Annotated in this window: 16 protein-coding genes; 10 read left to right on the top strand and 6 right to left on the bottom strand. The window is 73.5% G+C overall.

The genetic code is table 11. The features are described from left to right. Positions 1 to 62: 62 nt before the first annotated feature. The 3 genes from ACZ303_RS25730 to ACZ303_RS25720 form a co-directional block, all read right to left on the bottom strand. The gene (locus tag ACZ303_RS25730) at positions 63 to 2,231 is read right to left on the bottom strand and encodes an iron-containing redox enzyme family protein (protein WP_467342766.1); all 2,169 of its coding nucleotides are present in this window, start codon (positions 2,229 to 2,231) and stop codon (positions 63 to 65) included. Positions 2,232 to 2,411: 180 nt separating this feature from the next. Further along, on the bottom strand, positions 2,412 to 3,461 hold the full coding sequence (locus ACZ303_RS25725) for an Inducer of phenazine A (RefSeq protein ID WP_467342764.1): 1,050 nt from the start codon (positions 3,459 to 3,461) through the stop codon (positions 2,412 to 2,414). Positions 3,462 to 3,517: 56 nt separating this feature from the next. Continuing rightward, a complete protein-coding gene (locus tag ACZ303_RS25720) occupies positions 3,518 to 4,267 on the bottom strand; it encodes an SDR family oxidoreductase (protein WP_467342762.1) in 750 nt (249 codons plus the stop codon). Between the two features lie 377 nt (positions 4,268 to 4,644). Between ACZ303_RS25720 and ACZ303_RS25715 the strand changes: the two genes are divergently transcribed. Further along, a complete protein-coding gene (locus tag ACZ303_RS25715) occupies positions 4,645 to 5,619 on the top strand; it encodes a LuxR C-terminal-related transcriptional regulator (protein WP_467342760.1) in 975 nt (324 codons plus the stop codon). 22 nt (positions 5,620 to 5,641) lie between these two features. Here the strand turns inward: ACZ303_RS25715 and ACZ303_RS25710 are convergent, their stop codons facing one another. Continuing rightward, positions 5,642 to 6,172, bottom strand: coding sequence for a GNAT family N-acetyltransferase (locus tag ACZ303_RS25710; protein WP_467342759.1), 531 nt, complete (start codon positions 6,170 to 6,172; stop codon positions 5,642 to 5,644). A gap of 5 nt (positions 6,173 to 6,177) precedes the next feature. After that, the gene (locus tag ACZ303_RS25705) at positions 6,178 to 6,810 is read right to left on the bottom strand and encodes a mycothiol-dependent nitroreductase Rv2466c family protein (RefSeq protein ID WP_467342757.1); all 633 of its coding nucleotides are present in this window, start codon (positions 6,808 to 6,810) and stop codon (positions 6,178 to 6,180) included. Positions 6,811 to 7,068: 258 nt separating this feature from the next. Between ACZ303_RS25705 and ACZ303_RS25700 the strand changes: the two genes are divergently transcribed. The 9 genes from ACZ303_RS25700 to ACZ303_RS25660 all read left to right on the top strand — a co-directional run bounded on the left by ACZ303_RS25700 (position 7,069) and on the right by ACZ303_RS25660 (position 20,139). Continuing rightward, a complete protein-coding gene (locus ACZ303_RS25700; RefSeq protein WP_467342755.1) occupies positions 7,069 to 8,061 on the top strand; it encodes an NADPH:quinone reductase in 993 nt (330 codons plus the stop codon). A 199-nt stretch (positions 8,062 to 8,260) separates the two neighbouring features. Further along, entirely contained in the window at positions 8,261 to 8,803 is a 543-nt protein-coding gene (locus ACZ303_RS25695; protein WP_467342754.1) for an SRPBCC family protein, read from the top strand. A 66-nt stretch (positions 8,804 to 8,869) separates the two neighbouring features. Continuing rightward, positions 8,870 to 10,441, top strand: coding sequence for a class I adenylate-forming enzyme family protein (locus ACZ303_RS25690; protein WP_467342752.1), 1,572 nt, complete (start codon positions 8,870 to 8,872; stop codon positions 10,439 to 10,441). Then, positions 10,438 to 12,426, top strand: a complete 1,989-nt coding sequence (locus ACZ303_RS25685; RefSeq protein ID WP_467342750.1) for an FAD/NAD(P)-binding protein — start codon at positions 10,438 to 10,440, stop codon at positions 12,424 to 12,426. The genes ACZ303_RS25690 and ACZ303_RS25685 overlap by 4 nt, the downstream gene beginning before the upstream one ends. A gap of 2 nt (positions 12,427 to 12,428) precedes the next feature. Continuing rightward, positions 12,429 to 13,814: a nitrosuccinate lyase gene (locus tag ACZ303_RS25680; RefSeq protein ID WP_467342748.1), complete on the top strand. Its 1,386-nt coding sequence runs from the start codon at positions 12,429 to 12,431 to the stop codon at positions 13,812 to 13,814. Continuing rightward, on the top strand, positions 13,811 to 15,151 hold the full coding sequence (locus ACZ303_RS25675) for a nitrate/nitrite transporter (protein ID WP_467342747.1): 1,341 nt from the start codon (positions 13,811 to 13,813) through the stop codon (positions 15,149 to 15,151). The genes ACZ303_RS25680 and ACZ303_RS25675 overlap by 4 nt, the downstream gene beginning before the upstream one ends. Before the next feature lie 394 nt (positions 15,152 to 15,545). Then, complete coding sequence (locus ACZ303_RS25670) at positions 15,546 to 17,624, top strand: molybdopterin oxidoreductase family protein (RefSeq protein WP_467342999.1); 2,079 nt, start codon at positions 15,546 to 15,548, stop codon at positions 17,622 to 17,624. After that, entirely contained in the window at positions 17,588 to 18,925 is a 1,338-nt protein-coding gene (locus tag ACZ303_RS25665) for an FAD-dependent oxidoreductase (RefSeq protein WP_467342745.1), read from the top strand. Before ACZ303_RS25670 ends, ACZ303_RS25665 begins: the two co-directional genes overlap by 37 nt. Beyond that, a complete protein-coding gene (locus ACZ303_RS25660) occupies positions 18,922 to 20,139 on the top strand; it encodes an NAD(P)/FAD-dependent oxidoreductase (RefSeq protein WP_467342744.1) in 1,218 nt (405 codons plus the stop codon). The genes ACZ303_RS25665 and ACZ303_RS25660 overlap by 4 nt, the downstream gene beginning before the upstream one ends. 28 nt (positions 20,140 to 20,167) lie before the next feature. Here ACZ303_RS25660 and tal read toward each other — a convergent pair whose 3' ends face one another. After that, positions 20,168 to 21,289 carry a transaldolase gene (tal, locus tag ACZ303_RS25655; protein WP_467342743.1) on the bottom strand — a complete coding sequence of 374 codons (1,122 nt, stop codon included), beginning with the start codon at positions 21,287 to 21,289 and terminating at the stop codon, positions 20,168 to 20,170. Between the last annotated feature and the right edge of the window lie 126 nt (positions 21,290 to 21,415).

Genomic DNA, 21,415 nt, shown 5'->3' with positions numbered 1-21,415 from the left:
CCTGTGCTCCTTAACGCGCGAAGAACGGCCGACGGTCGCCTTCGGGTGGTGGGTCGTGGTGGTCATCCGGGTCCGCCCGAGGTACGGGCCGCCCGGCGGGCGGCCTGGCGGGCCAGGAAGCCCGTCGGGGGGTTGAGCGAGCGGTAGCCGACGCGCACCCGGCCCCAGATCTCCTCGCGGCCGCCGGGGACCCGGGAGGCCGGCACGCCGGCCATGTAGGTGTCGACGGCGTCGGCCGCCCACGCGGAGTGCCCGCTGGAGACGTTGTCGATGGTGTTGTGGATGTCGACGAAGCGGGTGCTGAAGCCGTGGGTCTTCAGGGCGATCCGGGCCCGCCGGTACGAGCCGCCGACGCCGGACAGCTCCATCGCCAGGTTCAGGCCCAGCACCTCGGGCAGGAAGGTGCGCGGGAAGCGTCCGACGCACAGCCAGAACACCGGCAGTTCGAAGGAGCCCTCGCGGAAGCCGGACCAGCGGGAGAACTCCCGGGAGCCGGTGGGCGGCAGCCGTACGTCCATCTCCGCGAGGACCTCGCGGTAGATCAGCGGGTGGTTCAGCCGCTCCTCGCCGTTGCCGAGCTCGTCCCAGTACGTCTCGAAGAGGGAGAAGCCGATCTCGGAGGCGCCCTGTTCGTAGTCGGTGAAGCCCTGCAACCAGCTGCCGTCGATCAGGGTCAGCGGTGCCAGCTGCACGGTGGAGTCGATGAGTTCGGCCCGGCCGGTCACCGGCGCCTCGCGGCCGCCCTCGAACTCCTGGCCGTGCAGGTCGTGCTGTTCCGCGAGCCAGGGCCGCAGGCCCGCGGGGTTCCAGGCGGCGGGCAGCTGGGCCTCGGCGCGGTCGATGCCGTGCCGGGCCCGCGCGAGCCAGCCGCGGACGTAATCCGTGGCCCAGCGGCGCAGCGCCGGGGTGTCGGCGCGGTTGAGGAGCATCCAGTACGCCTCGCGCAGGTCCGCCGGGGCGCGGCCCCGGTCGGCGGGCGTGGCGTCCAGGGCGGTCAGGCGCAGCGGTTCGGGCACCGGTACGGGCTCGGGGCCGGCCTCGGCCCCGGCCTCGCCGTCGGGCGGCAGGGAGTCGATCCAGCGGCGGATCACGGTCAGGTCCTCGGGCGCGAACACCCGGAACATCGGGCCGCGTTCGCCGACCAGGCCGTTGACCAGCGGGCTCGCCCCGGAGCGGCCGGGCTTGACCAGGCGGCTGCGGGAGAGCATGCCCAGCAGCGGCGCCGGGTCGGTGCGGCACTCCTTGAGCCAGTCGGACAGCGAGCGGCCTTCGAGGGTGAAGTCGTGGTGGTAGACGGCACCCTCGCGGGCCCGCAGCCGCATCAGTTCCCCCATGTCGTACGCCGGGTCGCGGGAGGCGTCGAGCTCGGCGAGCAGGGCCGCGCTCCAGGCGCGCAGCGCGTCCCGGGTCCAGGCGAAGCCCGCCACCGCCCGGGGAGCGGCTTCCGCGTCGTCCGCCACCAGGGCGTCGACGGCGGTACGGGCCCGGTCGAGGTCCGTGGGACCGCCCGCGTCCCGGGCGCCGCCCGGGTCGAGCAGCGGCCAGTTCGCGGCGGTCGGCAGGACGTCCCGTACGAGCCCCAGGGCCGGCAGCAGGCCGACGTGGCGCAGGCACAGGTCGGCGCCGAGGAGCTCGGCCCGGAAGTCCTCCGGCCGGCGGCTCATGGCCAGCAGCAGGCCGGGCAGCCGGAACGCCGCGTCGTCGATGCGCTGGTCCAGCGCGAGCCGGGCCGCCGGGACGGCGTGCTCGGACAGCAGCAGCCGCCGCAGCAGCGCCAGATACGCGCTGCCCCGGGAGGCGCTGGGGTGGCCGGCGCCGATGTCGGAGGCGTAGAGGGTGAGGATCCGCAGCGCCACGGGCTCGTCGGCGGTCGCCGGGGAGCTGAGCCACTGGAGCCACGCGCCGGACATCAGGGCGAGCGGGGCGCAGGCGAGCGCGGTGCGGCGCACCAGGGCGTCGCGGGTCTCGTCGGTGTCCGCCCGGCCCAGCAGCGCGGTGAAGCGCTGCCGCTCCCCGGCCGCCCAGGTGGCGGCCTGTTCGGCGAGTTCGGTCAGGGAATCGGCGGTGGCGGGGGCGGCGCGCAGCTCGGCGCGGATCTCCTCCAGGAGCCGGCCGCCGGGGAGCGAGCACTCCGGGTCGGCGGCCCGCACGTAGACGCCGCGTGACGCGCTCCCGACGCCGCGCCGCCGGTGCGGGCTCGGGGCAGGGGGTGCCGTGGTGTCGAGCGGCATCCTCGTACCTCCTTCGCTGGTGCTGTCGGACGCTGGTCGGGGCGGGGCGCTAGAACATCGGGTAGATGGAGGCGTCGTTCTTCTTCTTGGGCTTGCGGCGGAACAGCGCGTCGAGGATCTTTCGCACGATGGACATGGCGGGCACGCCCTCTCCGGGGTGAGTGGTGTGGCTGGGGGGGGTCAGGACAGACCGAGGGTGTCGGCCATGACGCGGGTGACGACGTCGTGGCCGTGGTCGGTGTAGTGCGCGCGGTCGACGAAGAGCCAGTCCTTGGCGGTGACCGCGTCGGCGACGGCGGGGTTGAGGTCGAAGAACCGCGCGCCGGCCTTCTCGACGGCGGGGCGCAGGGCGTCGGCGTAGGCGCGGCCGGCCGCTATGGAGGCGATGATGCCGTAGTTCTCCTCGAAGGAACCGTTCTTCGAGAGGCTGTTCAACTCCTCGAAGAGCAGCTTCTCCTGCGGCGCGTGCTCCTCGCGCATCCAGGGCGCCATGGCCTGGAGGGCGTAGGTGATGCGGACGTCGGGGCCGACGAGCTTGCGCAGGCTCTCCAGGTGGCGGCCGGTCAGCTCGACGGCGGTGCCGATCAGCTCGGACAGCGGCCGCTTGCGCTCCGCCGGGCGGGCCGGCGCCGCCGGGGCGGGCTTGCGGTCGCGGAGGCTGAAGCCCTTGGTGGGCGCGGCGGCCTCCTTGCGCGCCTTGGCCCGCAGCTCCTCCACCGACTCGTAGTACTCGCCGCAGAAGAAGAACGCTCCGTGCTCGCCGCGCTGCCACTCGGGAAGCAGGGAGAGCGCGAGGTTGTTGAGACCGGAGACGACGACGATCTCCTCGACCTCGGGCAGCAGGTGCTGGTGGAGCGCGAACAGCATGAGCTCCTGCGCGGAGTTGTAGCTGCGGCCCGAGAAGTTGAGCCAGGGGGCGGAGGGGGCGTACTTGGACCACAGCAGCGAGGGCGTGGTGGCCGCGTCGCTGGTGGCGCCGATGCCGAGCGCCGTGGAGCTGCCCATGAGCAGCTTCACCGGCCCCTGGGGCACGTCACCGGCCGCGGACGCGGTCCGGCCGTCCGGGCCGTGGGAGATCCGGAAGCCCAGCCGGTCGGTGTTGATGACGGCGGAGCGGTAGTCGGCCCGGTGGAAGTACATCAGGTAGGGCAGGTAGCGCGCCTCGCCCCGGTCGTCGAAGTCGTCGTACTGGAGCAGTTGCGGGGTGAGGGTCTCACGGTGCAGCTTCACGAACTATCTCCCTGTGTCCGGGGGTTCCCCCGGGATCGCTTGCGGCCCGGTCCCGGTCAGCCCCGGAACAGCGGCCCGCGGTGAATCCTGTGCTGGGCGGCCTGCGCGAGGGGGCGCACCACCAGCTGGTCGACGTTGACGTGCTGCGGCAGGCCGACGGCCAGCGCCACGCACTCGGCGACGTCCTCGGCGGTCAGCGGCCGGTCCACGCCGTCGTATACGGAGGCCGCCTTGGCGGTGTCCCCCTGGAAGCGGTTGACGGCGAACTCGTCCGTCGCCACCATGCCGGGCGCGATCTCCACGACCCGTACGGGCTCGCCGCACAGCTCCAGGCGGAGGGTCTCGGTGAGCGCGTGCTCGGCGTGCTTGGCGGCGCTGTAGCCCGCGCCGCCCTCGTAGTTGACGAAGGCTGCCGTCGAGGTGATGTTGACGATCGTGCCGCCCTCGCCCTTGCGCAGCAGGGGCAGCAGCGCCTGCGTCACGCGCAGCGTGCCGAGGACGTTCACCGAGAACATCCACTGCCAGTGGTCGGCGTCCGCGAGGCCCACCGGATCGGCGCCCAGGGCGCCGCCCGCGTTGTTGACGAGGACGTCGCAGCCGTCCAGGGCCGCCACGGCGGCCTCGACCGCGCCCGCGTCGGTGATGTCGAGCGGCAGCGCCCGCCCGCCGATCTCCTCGGCGAGCCGGGTCAGCCGCTCCTCGCGGCGGGCGATGACGACGACGTCATGGCCTGCCGCGGCGAGCCGCCGGGCGGTGGCCGCCCCGATACCGCTGCTCGCACCGGTCACCACGGCCGTTCCGGCCATGCGGACCACCTCCTGGGAATTCGTCTTGATATCGGGGAACCGAGCGCGCCTGGCGGCACTCAGCCCCACGCGGAATCGCACCGCGCGGAATCTGACACTCCGTTCCGTCCGGACGCGTTGAATCCTTCGGAAGCGGTCGGAGAAAAAAGATCAAAGGTTCCGGGAATAACGTGGCGTTTCATGGGTCCCCCACCTCTTCACATTCCGGCGCATTTGATTTCCGAGCGCCTTCGAGGACCCTAACGAGAAAACTTCATCATTCATCAGACCCGAATGGCATCATGATCGAGAAGTGCGGAAACCAGAAGGGGGAGCGAATGTGCGTAAGACGTGATCAGACCGGACAGAACAGTCAGATCGAAGTGTGCGGCCCCGGCATGGAGCACTACCGGGAGGCGCTGATCCAGGGCACCGCCTCGGGCCCGGTGCCCCAGTGTCTGCTGGAACTGGGGCTGCTGCGGCCCTCACCGGACGCTCTGGGCACGTACGTCCCCGTGCCGCCGGACGTCGCGCTCTTCGACATGGCCCGCCCCATCGAGCGCTCCATCCTCACCCAGCAGCACACGCTGGCCTCCATGCGGGTGTCCGTCTCCCGCCTGGAGACCGTCTATCAGGAGGTGCAGCAGCGCTCGGCGCCGGTCCGGCTGATCCTCGGCGAGAGCTCCATCAGCGCGGCCCTGGAGAAGGCCGTGCGCTCCTGCCGCCGGGAGCTGCTGACGGCCCAGCCCGGCGGCGGCCGGGACCCCGAGCTGCTCGCCGAGGCGCTCGAACGCGACCTCGCGCTCAGCGCCCGCGGGGTGCGCCAGCGGACCGTCTATCAGCACACCGTGCGCTCGCACGGCCCCACCCTCGCCTACATCGAGCGGATCTGCGCCGGCGGCGCCCAGGTCCGTACGGTCGACGAGGTCATCGACCGGCTCATCATCTGCGACCGCTCGGTCGCCTTCATCCCCGGCGACCAGCAGCGCCGCACCGCCGCGCTCGTCATACAGGACCAGGGCGTCATCCAATACTTACTCAAGTACTTCGAGTACATATGGGAACGCGCCAAGCCGGTCCACGAGGAGGGCAACACCGGACCGGAGCCCCTGACCCATGAGACGCGCCGCGCCGTCCTGGAACTCATCGTCCGGGGCCACACCGACGCGGCCATCGCCGCCCGGCTGGGGATCAGCACCCGCACGGTCTCCGCCCATGTGAAGAAGGCCGCCGACCTGCTGGGCAGTCGCAGCCGCGCGCAGCTGGGCTATCTGGTCGCCCGCAGCGGGCTGCTGGAGGGCGCGAGTACGGCCCCGAAAGCCACGAGAAAGAGAGATCCCGTCGCGTCGCGCGACGGGATCTCTGCCGTTTGAGGCCCCTGGGGGCCGGGGGTGGTCATGGTGCGACCGGCCGGCCCGCCGTGAGGTCGTGGGCGAAGTGGAAGGCGGAGACGGCCATCCGGCGGGAGTGGTAGAAGCGGTGGGCACCGTGGTTCGTCACGCCCGAGTCGAGCTCGACGCGCGCACAGCCGGCGCGCTCGGCCCGGGCGACGAGCTCCTCCCACAGGCGCGTGCCCACGCCGGTGGACCGCAGCCCCGGGTCGGTGACGAGGTCGTCGACCTGGAGCACGCGGCCGCGGCTGGTCGCCAGCACGCGGTAGGTGGCCAGGCCCACGCAGGCGCCGTCGCCCTCCTCCGCGCCCTCCTCCGCGCCCTCCTCCTCGTGCGCAGCCTCGTACGCGGCCTCGTACGCGGCCTCGTACGCGGCGAGGAAGACGAGGCCCTGCCCGTGGGCCTCGGTGACGAAGCGGGCACAGCCCTCCTCCGTCAGCGCCGGGCGCAGCGCGTGCAGCAGCGGCCGGACGCCGGACGCCATGCGGGGGTCGTCGGGGGTGATCTCGGCGAACCGTTCCCTCATGCCCGTCATGTCCGTCAGTCCACGTTCAGCGAGCCGGTGCGGGTGCGCTTCAGCTCGAAGAAGTCGGCGTAGCCGGTGAGCAGGCGCACGCCGTCGAAGACCCGTACGGCGTCCTCGCCGCGCGGTATGGAGCTGAGCACGGGGCCGAAGAAGGCGACGCCGTCGATGTGCAGGGTGGGCGTGCCGACGTAGGCGTCCGCGACGGGGTCCTTGCCCTTGTCGTGGCTGGCCTTCAGGGCGGCGTCGAAGGCCGGGTCGTGGGCGGCGGCGGCCAGTTCGGCCGGCAGGCCGAGCTCGGCCAGGGACTCCCGGACGACGGCGTCGAAGTCCTCGTTCTTCTGCTGGTGGATGCGGGTGCCGTAGGCGGTGTAGAGGTCGCGCAGGTGCTCCTCGCCGTGCCCCTGGGCCACGGCGACCGCGACGCGCGCCGGGCCGATGGACTTGTCGACCAGTTCGCGGTACCACTCGGGAAGGTCGTTTCCCTCGTTGTGCAGGAACAGGCTCATGGCGTGGAATCGGACGTCGATGTCGCGCCGCGCCTCGACCTCCAGGATCCAGCGGGAGGCTATCCAGGAGAAGGGGCAGGCGGCGTCGAAGTAGAAGTCGACGGTGGTCTTCTCTGCCGGTGTCTGCTGATCGTTGGTCACGCGGCGACCATAAGCCGGGGAGTGGACCCGGGAGGTGGGCCACTCGGCGGGAATTTCCTTGGGCCAATCGCCGTGCGGCGGCCCGCGACCGGCCGGGAGCGCTTTCGCACGGGCCGCCCCCTGTTCCCGTACGAGTCCGCGCCCGTCCCTCCTGCCGCGCGCCCCCACGGCCCCTATCTTCGCCCGGACTTGACAGAGGTCGGGCCATTTCCGGTGCGCCCGCAGACGGGGGCACCGGGGGGCTGTCAGGATCAGGGCGTGATCAAGCGCGCCGCCTATATCGAAGAGCTCGGGCCGCCGGACGTCATCAAGTACGGCGAGCTGCCCGTCCCGCAAGCGGGCCCGACCGATGTGATCGTCGACGTCACGGTCGCCACCGTCAACCACGTCGACACCTTTGTGCGTTCGGGTGCCTGGCGCACCCCGGTCGAGTTCCCGTTCGTCGTCGGCCGGGACCTGGTCGGCACGGTCCACCGGGCCGGGCCGGGCGCTCCGGGCTTCCGCCCCGGCGACGTGGTGTGGTCCAACAGCATGGGCCACGGCGGCCGGCAGGGTGCGGCGGCCGAGCGGGTCGTGGTGCCCGCCGAGCGGCTGTACCACCTGCCCGACGGCGTGGCGCCGGCCGACGCGGTCGCGCTGGCGCACCCGGCGGCGACGGCCCACCTCGCCCTCTTCACCCACGGGCGGCTGCGGGCCGGGGAGACGGTGGTGGTCGCGGGCGCCGGCGGGAACGTCGGCAGCGCGCTCGTCGTCATGGCGGCCCAGGCCGGTGCCCGGGTCGTGGCGACGGCGAGCGCCAAGGACGCCGACTACTGCCGCTCGCTGGGCGCGGCGGAGGTCGTCGACTACCGCGACCCCGCGGAGGCGGACGTCATCCGCGCGGCGTGCCCGCGCGGCGCCGACCTCTACATCGACACCTCGGCCCGCAACGACCTGCCCACGGCCGTCGACCTGTTGGCCAAGCGGGGCAGGATCGTCCTGCTCGCCGGCTTGCGCACGCGCCCCGTCCTGCCGGTCGGGCCGCTCTACCTCAAGGACGGCTCGGTCGTCGGCTTCGCGATCTCGCAGGCGACCACCGGGGAGCTCGCGGAGGCGGCAGAGGGCATCAACCGGCTGCTCGCGGCCGGGCTGCTGCGCCCGCGCGCCGTGGACATCCTGCCGCTGAGCGCGACCGCCGAGGCGCACCGGCGGGTGGAGGCCGGCGAGGCCAACGGCCGTCGTCTCGTCCTCCGGACGGAGTCCCAGGACTGAGCTCCACGCCCGTACGCCATTTCTTCGCACCCGCACACCACATATACGTGAAAAGACTGCCGGCAGCGCGTCCATCATGCTGTCGGCATTCTTTGCTGCGCCCCACCGGATAAACGGCGCACGGAAACCGGCGCGCCGACTTGACAACACTCGGCTTTTTTCTTGACCGGGCCGCGCGGCCCCCGGCATCGTCTTCCCCATGAGCGAATCCATCATTGATTCCAGCCCGCTTTTCGAGTGCCGCGCCGACATCCATGTGTCGGCCACCCCGCTCGAAATCTATTCGGTGGTCAGCGACCTGGCCCGCAGCTCCGAATGGAGCCCGGAATGCATGGGCGGCGAGTGGACCTCCGGTGAGCCCTCGACGGTCGGTGCGATCTTCCGCGGTGAGAACCTGCGCAGCACCGAGGTCGTCGCCTGGGCCCCGCTCATCCGCGGCACCTGGTTCACCGAGGCCAAGGTGGTCGCGGCGGACCCCGGCACCACCTTCCGCTGGGTGATGCTCACCCACGCCCAGGAGAACCAGGACAGCGTCTGGGGCTTCGACATCGAGCCCGCCGGGGACGGCGCAAAGCTCACCCACCACTTCCGTATGGGCCGGGCGACCGAGGGAATCCACCACATCGTCGCCGATCTCGACGAGGCCGGCCGCAAGCGCTTCGTCGACGAGTGGGCCGCCAAGCTGGAGCAGGACCTGGACGTCACGCTCGAGCGCATCAAGGACGTCATCGAGAAGAGCTGACCCCCGGGCGCGCGGCCGGATTCGCGCCGTCGATTTCATTGCAGCCACGAGCGAGATAGCGGGTACATGTTTCTGCAACGCATCGGAAATAAGGGAATTCGGCTGGGCACGCTCTTCGACCGAGCCGCAGCGAAGCACCCGGCGAATCTGATCATCCTCGACCACACCCTCGACATAGCCCCGCGGCTCGGCCGCCGCGCCACGCTGACGGAGATCGCCGACCTGATCGACGACTTCGCCTCCCGGCTGTGGGCCGCCAAGGTACGCACCGGCGAATACGTCGTCGTCCACAAGACGGACTGCTTCGACATCACGCTGCTGGCCTGCGCGGTCGCACGGATCGGCGCCATCCCGGTCCTGCTGTCGTCGAAGCTCGACGGCGACACGGTCGCGGAGCTGCTGCGCCGGGTGAACCGCCCGCACCTGGTCACCGACCAGGCGAAGCTGGAGAACGACCTGCCGGAGGCGGTCTTCGGCCTGTCCGAGCAGGTGCTGCTCACCACCGGCAGCCACGAGGGCGCCACCGAGCTCGCCTCGCTCGCCGGCGTGGCCCGCGTCGCACCGGTGGCCATGCCGCCCGAGCACCCGACGCTGATCACGCACACCTCCGGCACCACCGGCACGCCCAAGCTCGCCGTGCACACCGGTGCCACCTTCGAGGCCCGCTACCGCCCCCAGGCGACGGTGGTCTCGCTGGTCAGCAAGCGCGAACCGCTGGCCGTGCACGTGTCGTTCGTGCACTCCCGGATGTTCACCGCCATGCCGATCGCCGTGCTCCAGGGCCACCCGCTGATCGTGCTCGCCGACGACGACCCCGCGTCCGTGGGCGAGATCTTCACCCAGGCGCCCCCCGGCTTCATCGAGGCGCACCCCAACTCCTTCATGCGCTGGGAGGAGCTGGTCGACGACCCGCGCGCGCCGCTGGCCAACGTCAAGTACTTCAGCTCCACCTTCGACGCCATCCACCCGCGGACCGTGCACCGGCTGCTGAGCGCCTCACGCCGCAACCACCCGCTGTTCGCCCAGGCGTACGGGCAGAGCGAGGTCGGGCCGATCGCCGCCCGCACGTACACCAAGGACCGCGGCGCCGAGGCCGACGGCCGCTGCGTGGGCATGCCCTTCCCCGGCATGACGGGCGTGCGCGTCATCAGCCGCGACGGCAACCCGCCCTCCCGCACCTCGCCCGGCAACATCGAGGTCCGCAGCGACGGCCGCATCATCACCTACCTGGGTGAGCACGCCCGTTGGGAGAAGCAGGCCGACGGCGAGTGGTGGCGCATGGGCGACGTCGGCTACCGCACGAAGCAGGGCTGTCTGCACCTGCTCGACCGCGAGGTCGACGTGATCCCCGGCATCGAGTCGACCCTGGCCGTCGAGGACACCCTCTTCGCCCGGCTGGACGAGCTCGTCGAGGTCATCATCGTCCCCGGTGAGGACGGCAGGGCGGTGCCGGTGGTGTGCACCAAGGACGACAAGCCGCTGGACCCGGTGGCCTGGCAGCACGCCGTCCAGGGCCTCGCGCCCATGGCGGACCCCGTGCAGTGGCGGCTGGAGGACCTGCCGCACACCGCCACCACGAAGATCAAGCGCCTCGAACTCGCCCGCCTGCTGAAGACGAGGAACGGCTCCCCCGCATGAGCAGCAACCGCATGGAAATCTGCGTCGTCGGCGTCGGCCCGCGCGGCCTGTCCGTCCTGGAGCGGCTGTGCGCCAACGAGCGCGCCACGCCCTCGCACCCGGCCGTGACCGTGCACGTCGTCGACCCGTCCGCGCCCGGCGCCGGCACGGTCTGGCGCTCGGACCAGTCGCGCCACCTGCTGATGAACACCGTGGCCTCGCAGATCACCGTCTACACCGACGACAGCGCGCGGATCGAGGGGCCCATCGAGCCGGGCCCGAGCCTGTACGAGTGGGCGCGCGGCCTGGCCCTGCTCGCCGAGGCCGGCCAGGCCGGGGGCCACGACGAGGAGACCCTGGCCGAGGCCCGGACGCTGGGCCCGGACACGTACCCCACCCGGGCGTTCTACGGCGCGTACCTCCACGACAGCTTCCAGCAGGTCGTCGCCCGCGCCCCCGGGCACGTCACCGTCGAGGTGCACCGCTCGCGCGCGGTCGCCATGGCCGACACCGAGGGCCTGCCCGGCGGCCCGCAGGGCATCCGCCTGGAGGACGGCACCCGGCTCAACCAACTGGACGCCATCGTCATGGCGCTGGGCCACGTCCCCGCGCACCTCTCGCCCCGCGAGGCCCGCACCTCCAGCCTGGCGCGCATCCACCACCTCGACTACGTCACCCCGGCCAACCCCGCCGACCTCGACCTGAGCACGATCGCGCCGGGCGCGCCGGTCCTGCTGCGCGGCCTGGGCCTGAACTTCTTCGACCACATGGCGCTCTTCACCGCGGGCCGCGGCGGCGCCTTCGTCCGCGAGGGCGACAAGCTCGTCTACCGGCCGTCCGGCGACGAGCCGAAGCTGTACGCCTTCTCCCGGCGCGGCATCCCGTACCACGCCCGCGGCGAGAACGAGAAGGGCGCGTACGGCCGTTACTTCCCCGAGCTGCTGACCGCCGAGTACATCGCCGGCCTGCGCGACCGGGCCGCGAACGGCGAGCCGGTGCGCTTCACCACCGACCTGTGGCCGCTGATCTCCCGCGAGGTGGAGAGCGTCTACTACGGCGCCCTCCTCACCGCACAGGGCCGCGACGAGGAGCGGGACGCCTTCGTCAAGGGCTTCCTGGCCCTGGCCGAGGAGGAGCACCGCGACGAGCTCCTCGACGCCTTCGCCGTCGCCGCCGAGGACCGGTGGAGCTGGGAGCGGCTGTCGAGGCCGTACGGGGACCGGGAGTTCGCCGACCGCGACGAGTTCCGCGCCTGGCTGCTGGGCTATCTGGCCGACGACGTGCGCGAGGCGCGGGCCGGCAACGTCAGCGGCCCGCTGAAGGCCGCGCTCGACGTGCTGCGGGACCTGCGCAACGAGATCCGCCTCGCCGTCGACCACGGCGGCCTGGAGGGGACTTCGCACCGCGACGACCTCGAAGGCTGGTACACGCCCCTCAACGCGTTCCTGTCCATCGGCCCGCCCGCCTCGCGCATCGAGGAGATGATCGCGCTCGTCGAGGCCGGCGTCCTGGAGGTCACCGGGCCGGGCACCGTCGTCCGCATCGACACCACCGACCCGGCCTTCGTCGCCGAGTCCACCACCGTCCCCGGCCCGGCGATCCGCTCGAAGGTCCTGATCGAGGCGCGGCTGCCCGAGCCCGACCTGCGGCGCACCGCCGATCCGCTGCTGCGCCACCTGCTCAACACCGACCAGATCACGACCTTCCGCATCGACGCCGCGAGCGGTACGAGCTATGAGACGGGCGGTCTGGCGGTCACGGAACGGCCGTATCACGTGATCGACGGGCGGGGTCACGCCCACCCTCGGCGGTTCGCCTACGGGGTGCCGACCGAGTCGGTGCACTGGGTGACGGCGGCCGGCATCCGGCCCGGCGTCGACTCGGTGACCCTCGGCGACTCCGACGCCATCGCGCGGGCGGTGCTGGGCCTGCCGCCGGTCGCCCACGTGCCGGCCGCGCTGCGCCCGGCCCTGAGCGACGCCGAGCTGACGGGCGTGATCGTGTGACCGTGTGCGCACCGGAACCGCCCCTCGACAGCGGGCTGCTGTCGCCGGTGCGGGCCGGGACCCCGGCCGAGGCGGCCACCGGCGACCGGGCGTGGCTGCAGGCCATGCTCGACGCCGAGGCCGCCCTGGCCCGGGCCCAGGCCCGCCTGGGCACCGTCCCCGAGACGGCCGCCAAGTCCATCACCCACGCCGCGGAGGCCGATCGGCTCGACCCGCGCGCCCTGGCGTTGGCCGCCCGGGAGACGGCCAACCCCGTCGTCGGCCTCGTCCAGGCGCTCACCCGCCTGGTCGCGGCCGACGACGCGCAGGCGGCCGAGTACGTCCACCGCGGCTCCACCAGCCAGGACATCTTCGACACCGGCGCCATGCTGGTCGCCGACCGGACGCTGACGCTGATCCGGGCGGACCTGGCCCGTACCGCCAAGTCGCTGGCCATCCTCGCCGACCGGCACCGCGACACCCTCATGGCCGGCCGCACGCTCGCCCTGCACGCCGTGCCCACCACCTTCGGGCTGAAGGCGGCGGGCTGGCGGCAGTTGGTCCTGGACGCGGCCCAGCGCCTGGCGCGGGTCCAGCGCTCCCTGCCGGTGTCCCTGGGGGGCGCCGCCGGGACGCTGGCCGGCTATCTGGAGTACGCGCGGCTCGAAGGGGTCGACGACCCCGGCTACGCGGGCCGCCTGGTGGCGGCGTTCGCGGACGAGACGGGCCTGGCCCGACCCGTGCTGCCCTGGCACGTGCTGCGCACCCCGATCGCCGACCTGGGCGCGGCCCTGGCCTTCACCGGCGGCGCCCTCGGCAAGATCGCGGCGGACGTCCTGTCGCTGGCCCGCACCGAGGTCGGCGAGATCGCCGAGCCGACCACCGCCGGGCGCGGCGCGTCCTCGGCCATGCCGCAGAAGCGGAACCCGGTGCTGGCCACGCTCATCCGCAGCGCCGCCCTCCAGCTGCCCGTCCTGGCCGCCGGCCTGACCGGCGCCCTGATCAGCGAGGACGAGCGCTCCGCGGGCGCCTGGCACGCCGAGTGGCAACTGCTGCGCGAGTGCCTGCGGCTGGCCGGCGGCGCCGCCCACACCGCCGTCGAACTGACCGAGGGTCTCACCGTCCACGCCGACCGCATGCGCGAGAACCTGGCGCTGACCGGCGCCCAGATCGTCTCCGAGCGGCTCGCGGCCGTCCTCGCGCCGCGCCTGGGCAAGGCGGCCGCGAAGCAGCTGCTGACCGCCGCGACCACCGAGTCGGGGCGGACCGGCCGCCCGCTGCACCGGATCCTCGCCGACGCCCCCGAGCTCAAGGGCGTCTACACCACCGGCGAACTGGAGGCCCTGTGCGACCCGGCCGACTACACCGGCGCGGCGAACTCCCTCATCGACCGGGCGCTGCGGCCATGAACGGCGGCCGCTCGACGTGGATCAGGGACTGGGACCCGGAGAACGAGGAGTTCTGGGAGCGCGGCGGCAAACGCGTCGCCCGCCGCAACCTCGTGCTGTCGATCGTCTCCGAGCACGTCGGTTTCTCGGTGTGGAGCCTGTGGTCGGTCATGGCGCTGTTCATGACGCCGGCCATCGGCTTCCACTTCACCCCGGGCGAGAAGTTCCTGCTGGTGGTCACGCCCACGCTGGCCGGCGCGCTGCTGCGGCTGCCCTACAGCTACGCGGTGACCCGCTTCGGCGGCCGCAACTGGACCGTCTTCGCCTCCGCCGTCCTCCTCGTGCCCACCTCGCTGACGGCCTGGCTCGTCCAGCGGCCGGACACACCGCTGTGGGTGTTCCTGGCCGTCGCCGCGACGGCGGGCGTGGGCGGCGGGAACTTCGCCTCCTCGATGACGAACATCACCAGCTTCTACCCCCAGCGCCACCAGGGCTGGGCCCTGGGCCTCAACGCCGGCGGCGGCAACCTCGGCGTCGCCGCCGTCCAGCTGCTGGGCCTCCTCGTCATCGCCACCGCCGGTGACACCCACCCGGCCTATGTCGCCTCCGTCTACCTGCCGTTCATCGCCCTGGTCTCGCTGCTGGCGGCGCTGCGGATGGACAACCTGGAGGCGGTACGCACCGAACCGGGCGCCCAGCGCGAGGCCGCCGCCAACCGCCACACCTGGTGGATCTCGCTGCTCTACATCGGCACGTTCGGCTCGTTCATCGGCTACGGCTTCGCCTTCGGCCTGGTCCTCCAGAACCAGTTCGGCTCGACACCGCTCGAAGCGGCCTCGTACACCTTCCTCGGGCCGCTGCTGGGCTCGGTGGCCCGGCCCTCGGGCGGCAGGCTCGCCGACCGGTTCGGCGGGGCCCGGGTGACGCTGTGGAGCTTCGTCGGGATGGGCGCGGGTACGGCCGTGCTGCTGATCGCCTCCGCCGAGGGCTCGTTCGGGCTGTTCGTCGCCGGGTTCACCGGGCTGTTCGTCCTCAGCGGCATCGGCAACGGCTCGACGTACAAGATGATCCCCGCGGTCTTCGCCCAGGAGGCGGCCGCGGCCGGTACGGGCCCCGCCGGCGCGCGGCGCCTGTCGGGCGCCGTGATCGGCATCGCGGGCGCGGTGGGCGCGCTCGGCGGCGTCGCCATCAACCTCGCCTTCCGCGCCTCCTACGGCGGCACCGCGGGCGGCGGCTCGGGCGAACCGGCCTTCTGGTCCTTCCTCGTCTTCTACGCGGCCTGCACGGTCGTGACCTGGGCGGTGTATCTGCGCCGCGAGCGGGCGGGGGCACCGGCGTTCGAGGCGTCCCGTGCGTGATCCCCTGCCGGGGGCGATGCCCCGGGGCGGGCCGCAGGCCACGCCCGAAACCGAGCCCGAAACCGGGCCCCGGGCCGGGGCCGCGGCCGTGCTTCGGGCGACGCCCGAGACCGGGCCTCAGGCCAAAGCCGGCGCTGTGCCGCAGGCCGGAGCCGGGCCTGTGCCCCAGGCGACTTCAGGGGCCATGCCTCAGGCCGGAACCGGGCCTCAGGCCAAGGCTGGAGACCCGCCCCGGGCCGGAGCCGTGCCCCAGGCCGGGACCGGAGCCGTGCCCGAGGCCGGGACCGGGGCCGTGCCCCAAGGCGCGCCCGGAGCCATGCCGGCAACCGGCGCCGACGCCGGACCTCGGGCGACGACGCCCGACACCGGGCCGCAGCCCGGCCCCGCCCCCGGCATGGGGCACCGCACCCGGCCGGAGGTCAAGACCCACTGCCCCTACTGCGCCCTCCAGTGCGGCACCCGGCTCGTGCCCGATAGCGGGAGCGTCACCGTGCGCCCCCGGGTCGACTTCCCCGTCAATCAAGGCGGGCTGTGCCAGAAGGGCTGGACCGCGCCCGCGCTCCTCGCCGTCCCGGAACGGCTGACGACGCCGCTGGTGCGGGGCGTGGGCGGTGAGCTCGCCGCCGCGAGCTGGGACGCCGCCCTCGACCTCGTCGCCGGGCGGCTCGCGGCGCTGCGGGCCGAGCACGGGCCGGACGCCGTGGGCGTCTTCGGCGGCGGTGGGCTGACCAACGAGAAGGCGTACCTCCTGGGGAAGTTCGCGCGCGTCGCGCTCGGCACCAGCCAGATCGACTACAACGGCCGCTTCTGCATGTCCTCCGCCGCCACGGCCGGCAACGCCGCCTTCGGCGTCGACCGGGGGCTGCCGTTCCCCGTCACCGACCTCGGCGACGCCGAGGTGATCCTCCTCGCGGGCGCCAACCCGGCCGAGACCATGCCGCCGCTGATGCGTCACCTCGCGCGCGCGGACCTGATCGTGATCGATCCCCGGCACAGCGCGACCGCCGAGCGCGCCGCCCTGCACCTCCAGCCGGCCCCCGGCACCGACCTCGCGCTCGCCCTGGGCCTGCTGCACCTGGCCGTGGTCGAGGGGCACGTGGACCAGGCGTACGTGGCGGAGCGGACGAACGGCTTCGACGCGGCATGGCAGCGCGCGGCGGCCTGGTGGCCCGAGCGCGTCGAACGGGTCACGGGCGTGCCGGTCGCCGAGATGCGCGAGGCCGTCGCGCTGCTGGGCGCGGCCCGGCGCGCGTACGTCCTGACCGGGCGCGGCGCCGAGCAGCACAGCAAGGGCACGGACACGGCAGCCGCGTTCATCAACCTCGCGCTGGCGCTGGGCCTGCCCGGCCGGCCCGGCTCCGGTTACGGCTGCCTGACCGGGCAGGGCAACGGCCAGGGCGGGCGCGAGCACGGCCAGAAGGCCGACCAGCTGCCCGGCTACCGGATGATCACCGACCCGGCGGCGCGCGAGCACGTCGCCGCCGTGTGGGGCGTCCCGGCCGACTCGCTGCCGGGACCGGGGCGTGGCGCGTACGAGCTCCTGGACGCGCTCGGCACCCCGGCCGGGCCGAAGGCGCTGCTGGTCTTCGGCTCCAACCCGGCCGTCTCCGCCCCGCACGCGGGCCACGTCAGCGAGCGGCTGGCCGCCCTGGACCTGCTGGTGGTGGCGGACTTCGTGCCGTCCGAGACGGCCCGCATGGCCGACGTGGTGCTGCCGGTCACCCAGTGGGCCGAGGAGGAGGGCACGATGACCAGCCTGGAGGGGCGGGTGCTGCGCCGCCGCCGGGCGCTGGCCCCGCCGCCCGGCGTCAGGGGCGACCTGGACGTGCTCCAGGGCCTGGCGGTCCGCCTGGGCCAGCCCGCGGACCGCTTCCCGACCGTGCCGCGGGCCGCCTTCGAGGAGCTGCGGCGCGCCTCGCGCGGCGGCCGCGCCGACTACGCCGGGATCAGCTACGAGCGGCTGGACGCGGGTGAGGCGCTGTACTGGCCGTGCCCGGAGGCGGACCATGCCGGTACGCCACGGCTGTTCCTGGACCGGTTCGCGCACCCCGACGGGCGAGCCCGCTTCACCGCCGTGGAGCACCGCGAAGCGGCCGAGTCGCCCGGTGCGGAGTTCCCGTTGTTCGCCACGACGGGCCGGGTCCTGGCCCACTACCAGTCCGGGGCGCAGACCCGCCGGGTCGCGGAGCTCACCGCGGCCGCGCCGGAGCCGTTCGTCGAGATCCATCCCGACACCGCGGGGCGCGCGGGCCTCGCCGAGGGCGGCTGGGCCCGGATCAGCTCGGCGCGCGGCAGCACCGTCGCCCGGGTGCGGCTGGTGGGGAGCATGCGCACGGACACCGTGTTCCTGCCGTTCCACTTTCCCGGGGAGGGCAGGGCGAACCTGCTGACGAGCCCGGCCCTCGATCCCCGCAGCGGGATGCCGGAGTTCAAGGTATGCGCGGTGCGCGTCGAGCCCTGCGGCGAACGCTGATGGGCGGCATCCTGGTCGTCGGGCGCGGGCTGGCCGCCCACCGCCTCGCGGACCGGCTCCGCCACCACGGCCACGACGGCCCGGTCACCCTCCTCGGCGCCGAGGAGGGCCCCGCCCACAACCGGGCGCTGCTGACCTCCGTGCTCGACGGCACCCTCTCCCCCGCCGCCCTGACCCTGCCCCCGCCGCCGGAGGGCACGACGGTCCGGCCCGGCACGACCGCGACGGCCGTCGACCGGCGGCGGCGCCTGGTGCGCACCGCCGACGGCACGGCGTACGGCTACCACACGCTCGTCCTGGCCACGGGCGCGCGCGGCGGCCCGCGCACCCCGGCCGACTGCGCGAACCTCGCGCCGGGCCAGGTCACGGTCGTCGGCGGGGGCGTCCGCGGCGTGGAGACGGCGGCGGCCCTGTGCCGCGCGGGGCGCGAGGTGACGCTGGTCCACCCGGGCCCGTACCCCATGGACGACCGCCTTCCGGCCCGCGCCGGGCGGCTGCTGACCGCACACCTCGAAGGGCTCGGCGTGAGCCTGGAGTTCGGCCACGCGGTGACGGGCCGTGAGCACGGGAAGGTGCGGCTGGCCGACGGGCGGATGGTGCGCGCCGACATCCTGCTGCCGTGTCCGGACCTCGTGCCGGAGACCTCGCTCGCGCGGGCCGCCGGCCTCGCCGTGCGCTCGGGCATCGTCGTCGACGACCACCTGCGCACCGGCGATCCGGCCGTCCACGCCATCGGCGACTGCGCCGAACACCCGGGCGCCGCCCCCGGAACGGCCGCCAACGCCTACGACCAGGCCGACGCGCTGGCCGCCCACCTGGCCACCGGGCGCGGCCGCTACGCCGGTACACGGGACCTCGTACGCCCGCGGCTCCCCGGCCTCGACCTCGTCACCCTGGGGTCGCTCGACCGGGACGCCACGCGCGTGACGCTCAGTGACCCCGCCCGGGGGCGGCTGGCGGAAATCGCGGTGCGCGACGGGCGGTTGACGGGTGCCACGCTGGTCGGGCTGCCGCGCGCGATCGCCGCCCTCACCCAGCTCCACGACCGGGGCCTGCCCGTGCCGGCGGACCACCTCGCCCTGCTGCTGGGCACCCCTCCCGCGAGAAATGGACCTGTCGAACTCCCGGACGACGCCGTAGTCTGCCGCTGCAACACCGTCACCAAAGCCGACCTCGTCGCCGCCGTCCGCGCCGGCGCCCACGACCTGTCCGCCCTCGCCACCGCCACCCGCGCCACCACCGGTTGCGGCTCCTGCACCGCGACCGTACGAGCGCTCTGCACCGAGGTACGCACTCCATGACCCGCACCCTTGTCATCGTCGGACACGGCATGGCCGGCCACCGCCTGGCCGCCGACCTGCTCGCCCGCGACACCGCCGGCACCTGGCGGGTGGTCGTCCTCGCCGAGGAGGGCCGGCCCGCCTACAACCGCGTGGCCCTCTCCAGCTACCTCGACGGCCGGGCCGAGACCGCCCTGACCCTGGCCCGCCCGGACTTCCTCGCCGACCCGCGCGTCGATCTGCGCCTGTCCACCCCGGCCGCCGCGATCGACCGCCTCTCCCGCACGGTGAAGACCGCCGACGGCACCGTCGTGCCCTACGACGCGCTCGTCCTGGCCACCGGCTCCCGCCCGTTCGTCCCGCCCGTGCCGGGCCACGACCTGCCCGGCTGCTTCGTCTACCGCACCCTCGACGACCTCGACGCGATACGGGCCGCCGCCGAGGGCGCCGAGGGACGGCCCGGCGTGGTGATCGGCGGCGGACTGCTCGGCCTGGAGGCGGCCAACGCGCTGCGCCTGCTGGGGATGCGCCCGCACGTCGTCGAGATGGCACCCCGCCTGATGGCCGTCCAGCTCGACCAGGGCGCCGGTGACGTGCTCGCCGAGATGATCAGCGAGCTCGGGGTCGGCGTGCACTGCTCGGCGGTCACCGAGGCCGTCGAGGCGGGCCCGGACGGATCGGTGGCGGGCGTGCGGCTGGCCGACGGCACCACCATCGAGACCGAACTCGTGATCTTCTCGGCCGGGGTGCGCCCCCGCGACGACCTCGCCGAGCCCGCCGGGCTGGCCCGCGCCGAGCGCGGCGGCTTCCTCGTCGACGAGCGCTGCCGCACGGAGGACGAGCACATCTGGGCCGTCGGCGAGTGCGCGGCCGTGGAGGGCCGGTGCTACGGGCTCGCGGCGCCCGGCCTGCGGATGGCCAAGGTGGTCGCCGATCAGCTCCTGGGCGACGGGGACTCCGTCTTCGGCGGGGCCGACATGTCCACCAAGCTCAAGCTGCTCGGCGTGGAGGTGGCCAGCCTCGGGGACGCCCACGCCACCACTCCGGGAGCGATGGAGTTCGTCCGGGCCGACCGGGAGGCCGGCACCTACGCCAAGCTCGTACTGGCCGAGGACGGCCGCACCCTGCTGGGCGGTGTGCTGGCGGGCGACGCCCGCGCGTATCCGATGCTTCGCTCGCTGCTCCAGCGCGAACTGCCCGGACCGGTCGAGGAATTGCTGGCCTGGAAGGGCTGACCGCCGGGCATTCGGGGGCGGCTCCGCGTCAGTGGCTGAACACCCGCGCGCCGCGGAGCCGGCGCTCCACCGAGGCGTACAGCAGGCTCCAGGACGTCTGGAGCCACTCGACGCCCTCGTCCTCCAGCTTCCGGACGACCGAGCGGTAGGAGATGCCGAGCCCTTCGAGCTTCTCCCACACCGAACGGCCCGCGTCGTGGCCGTCGGTCAAGGTGTCGCCGCGCAGCGGGCAGAGGTGGCCGAGCTCGCCGAGCATGGCCGGGGACATGGCGCTGGCGGTGCCCCAGGCGACGAACCGGTCCACATAGCGCGCCTGTGACATGCCGGGCCGCCGGGGCGTGGTCGCCATCCACATCACCGTCTGCGGGCGGGCCCCGACGCCCGCCAGGCTCCGCCAGCGCTCGCCGCCCAGCCGCTCCTCGTAGAGGCTGTAGACCAGGCGGGCGCTGGCGAGCGCCGCCGAACCGCGCATGGCCCGCGACTCGTCCGTGCCCAACTCGTCGAGCCGTGCGTCGACTTCGGCGTCGAACCAGCTGATGGGCAGCGACGCGAAGGACATCAGGTCCGAGAGGTCGTGGCCCGCCGCGCGGGCGCGCTCCAGGCCGTCGAAGTAGGCGTCCACGACCTCGCCGTAGCGGCGCACCGAGAAGATGCCCGTCGCGTGGACGCCGATCTTGCGGCTGAGACACTCGCTGATCGCCTCCAGGCCCTCGGGGGTGGCGGGGATCTTGGCGAGCACATTGGGCCGGTTGACCGCGCGGACGAGCTTGCCGGCCTCCGAGGCGACCAGGGTGGCGTCGTGCGCCAGCCAGGGGTTCACATCCACCGAGACATAGCCCTCGCGGCCGCCCGTGCGCTCGTGCACCGGCAGGAGTTCGTCGCAGGCCCAGCGGGTGTCGTAGGCGGTCAGGGCCCGGATCGCGGCGTCGGCGGGGACGTCGCGGTAGGACAGGAACAGCAGTTGGTCCAGGTAGGGCGAGTCGCCGGCCTCCACCGCCGCGGCGAGCGCCGCGACGTTCGACGTGACCCCGCGGATGCCCGCGTTCTCGACGAGCTCGGTGAGGCGGCCCGAGGCGAGCAGGGCCCGGCAGACGCCGTCCAGCCAGGGCGACACGCCTTCGGCAGCCAGTCGGTGCAATTCACCGCTCACAGCCGTCAACTCCCGGTCTGTCATGGAATGGTCACGACTCCAGTGCAGGATGAGGTAGGGCGGAATGGATTCAGGATAAGGAACGTCCAGGATCCGAACCAGAGGCGAAACCCCGCAGCACCTCTA

The sequence above is a fragment of the Streptomyces sp. NPDC023527 genome, assembly GCF_055560115.1.
Note: the sequence above shows the minus strand (reverse complement) of the source record. Positions and strands in the feature narration are given on the sequence as shown.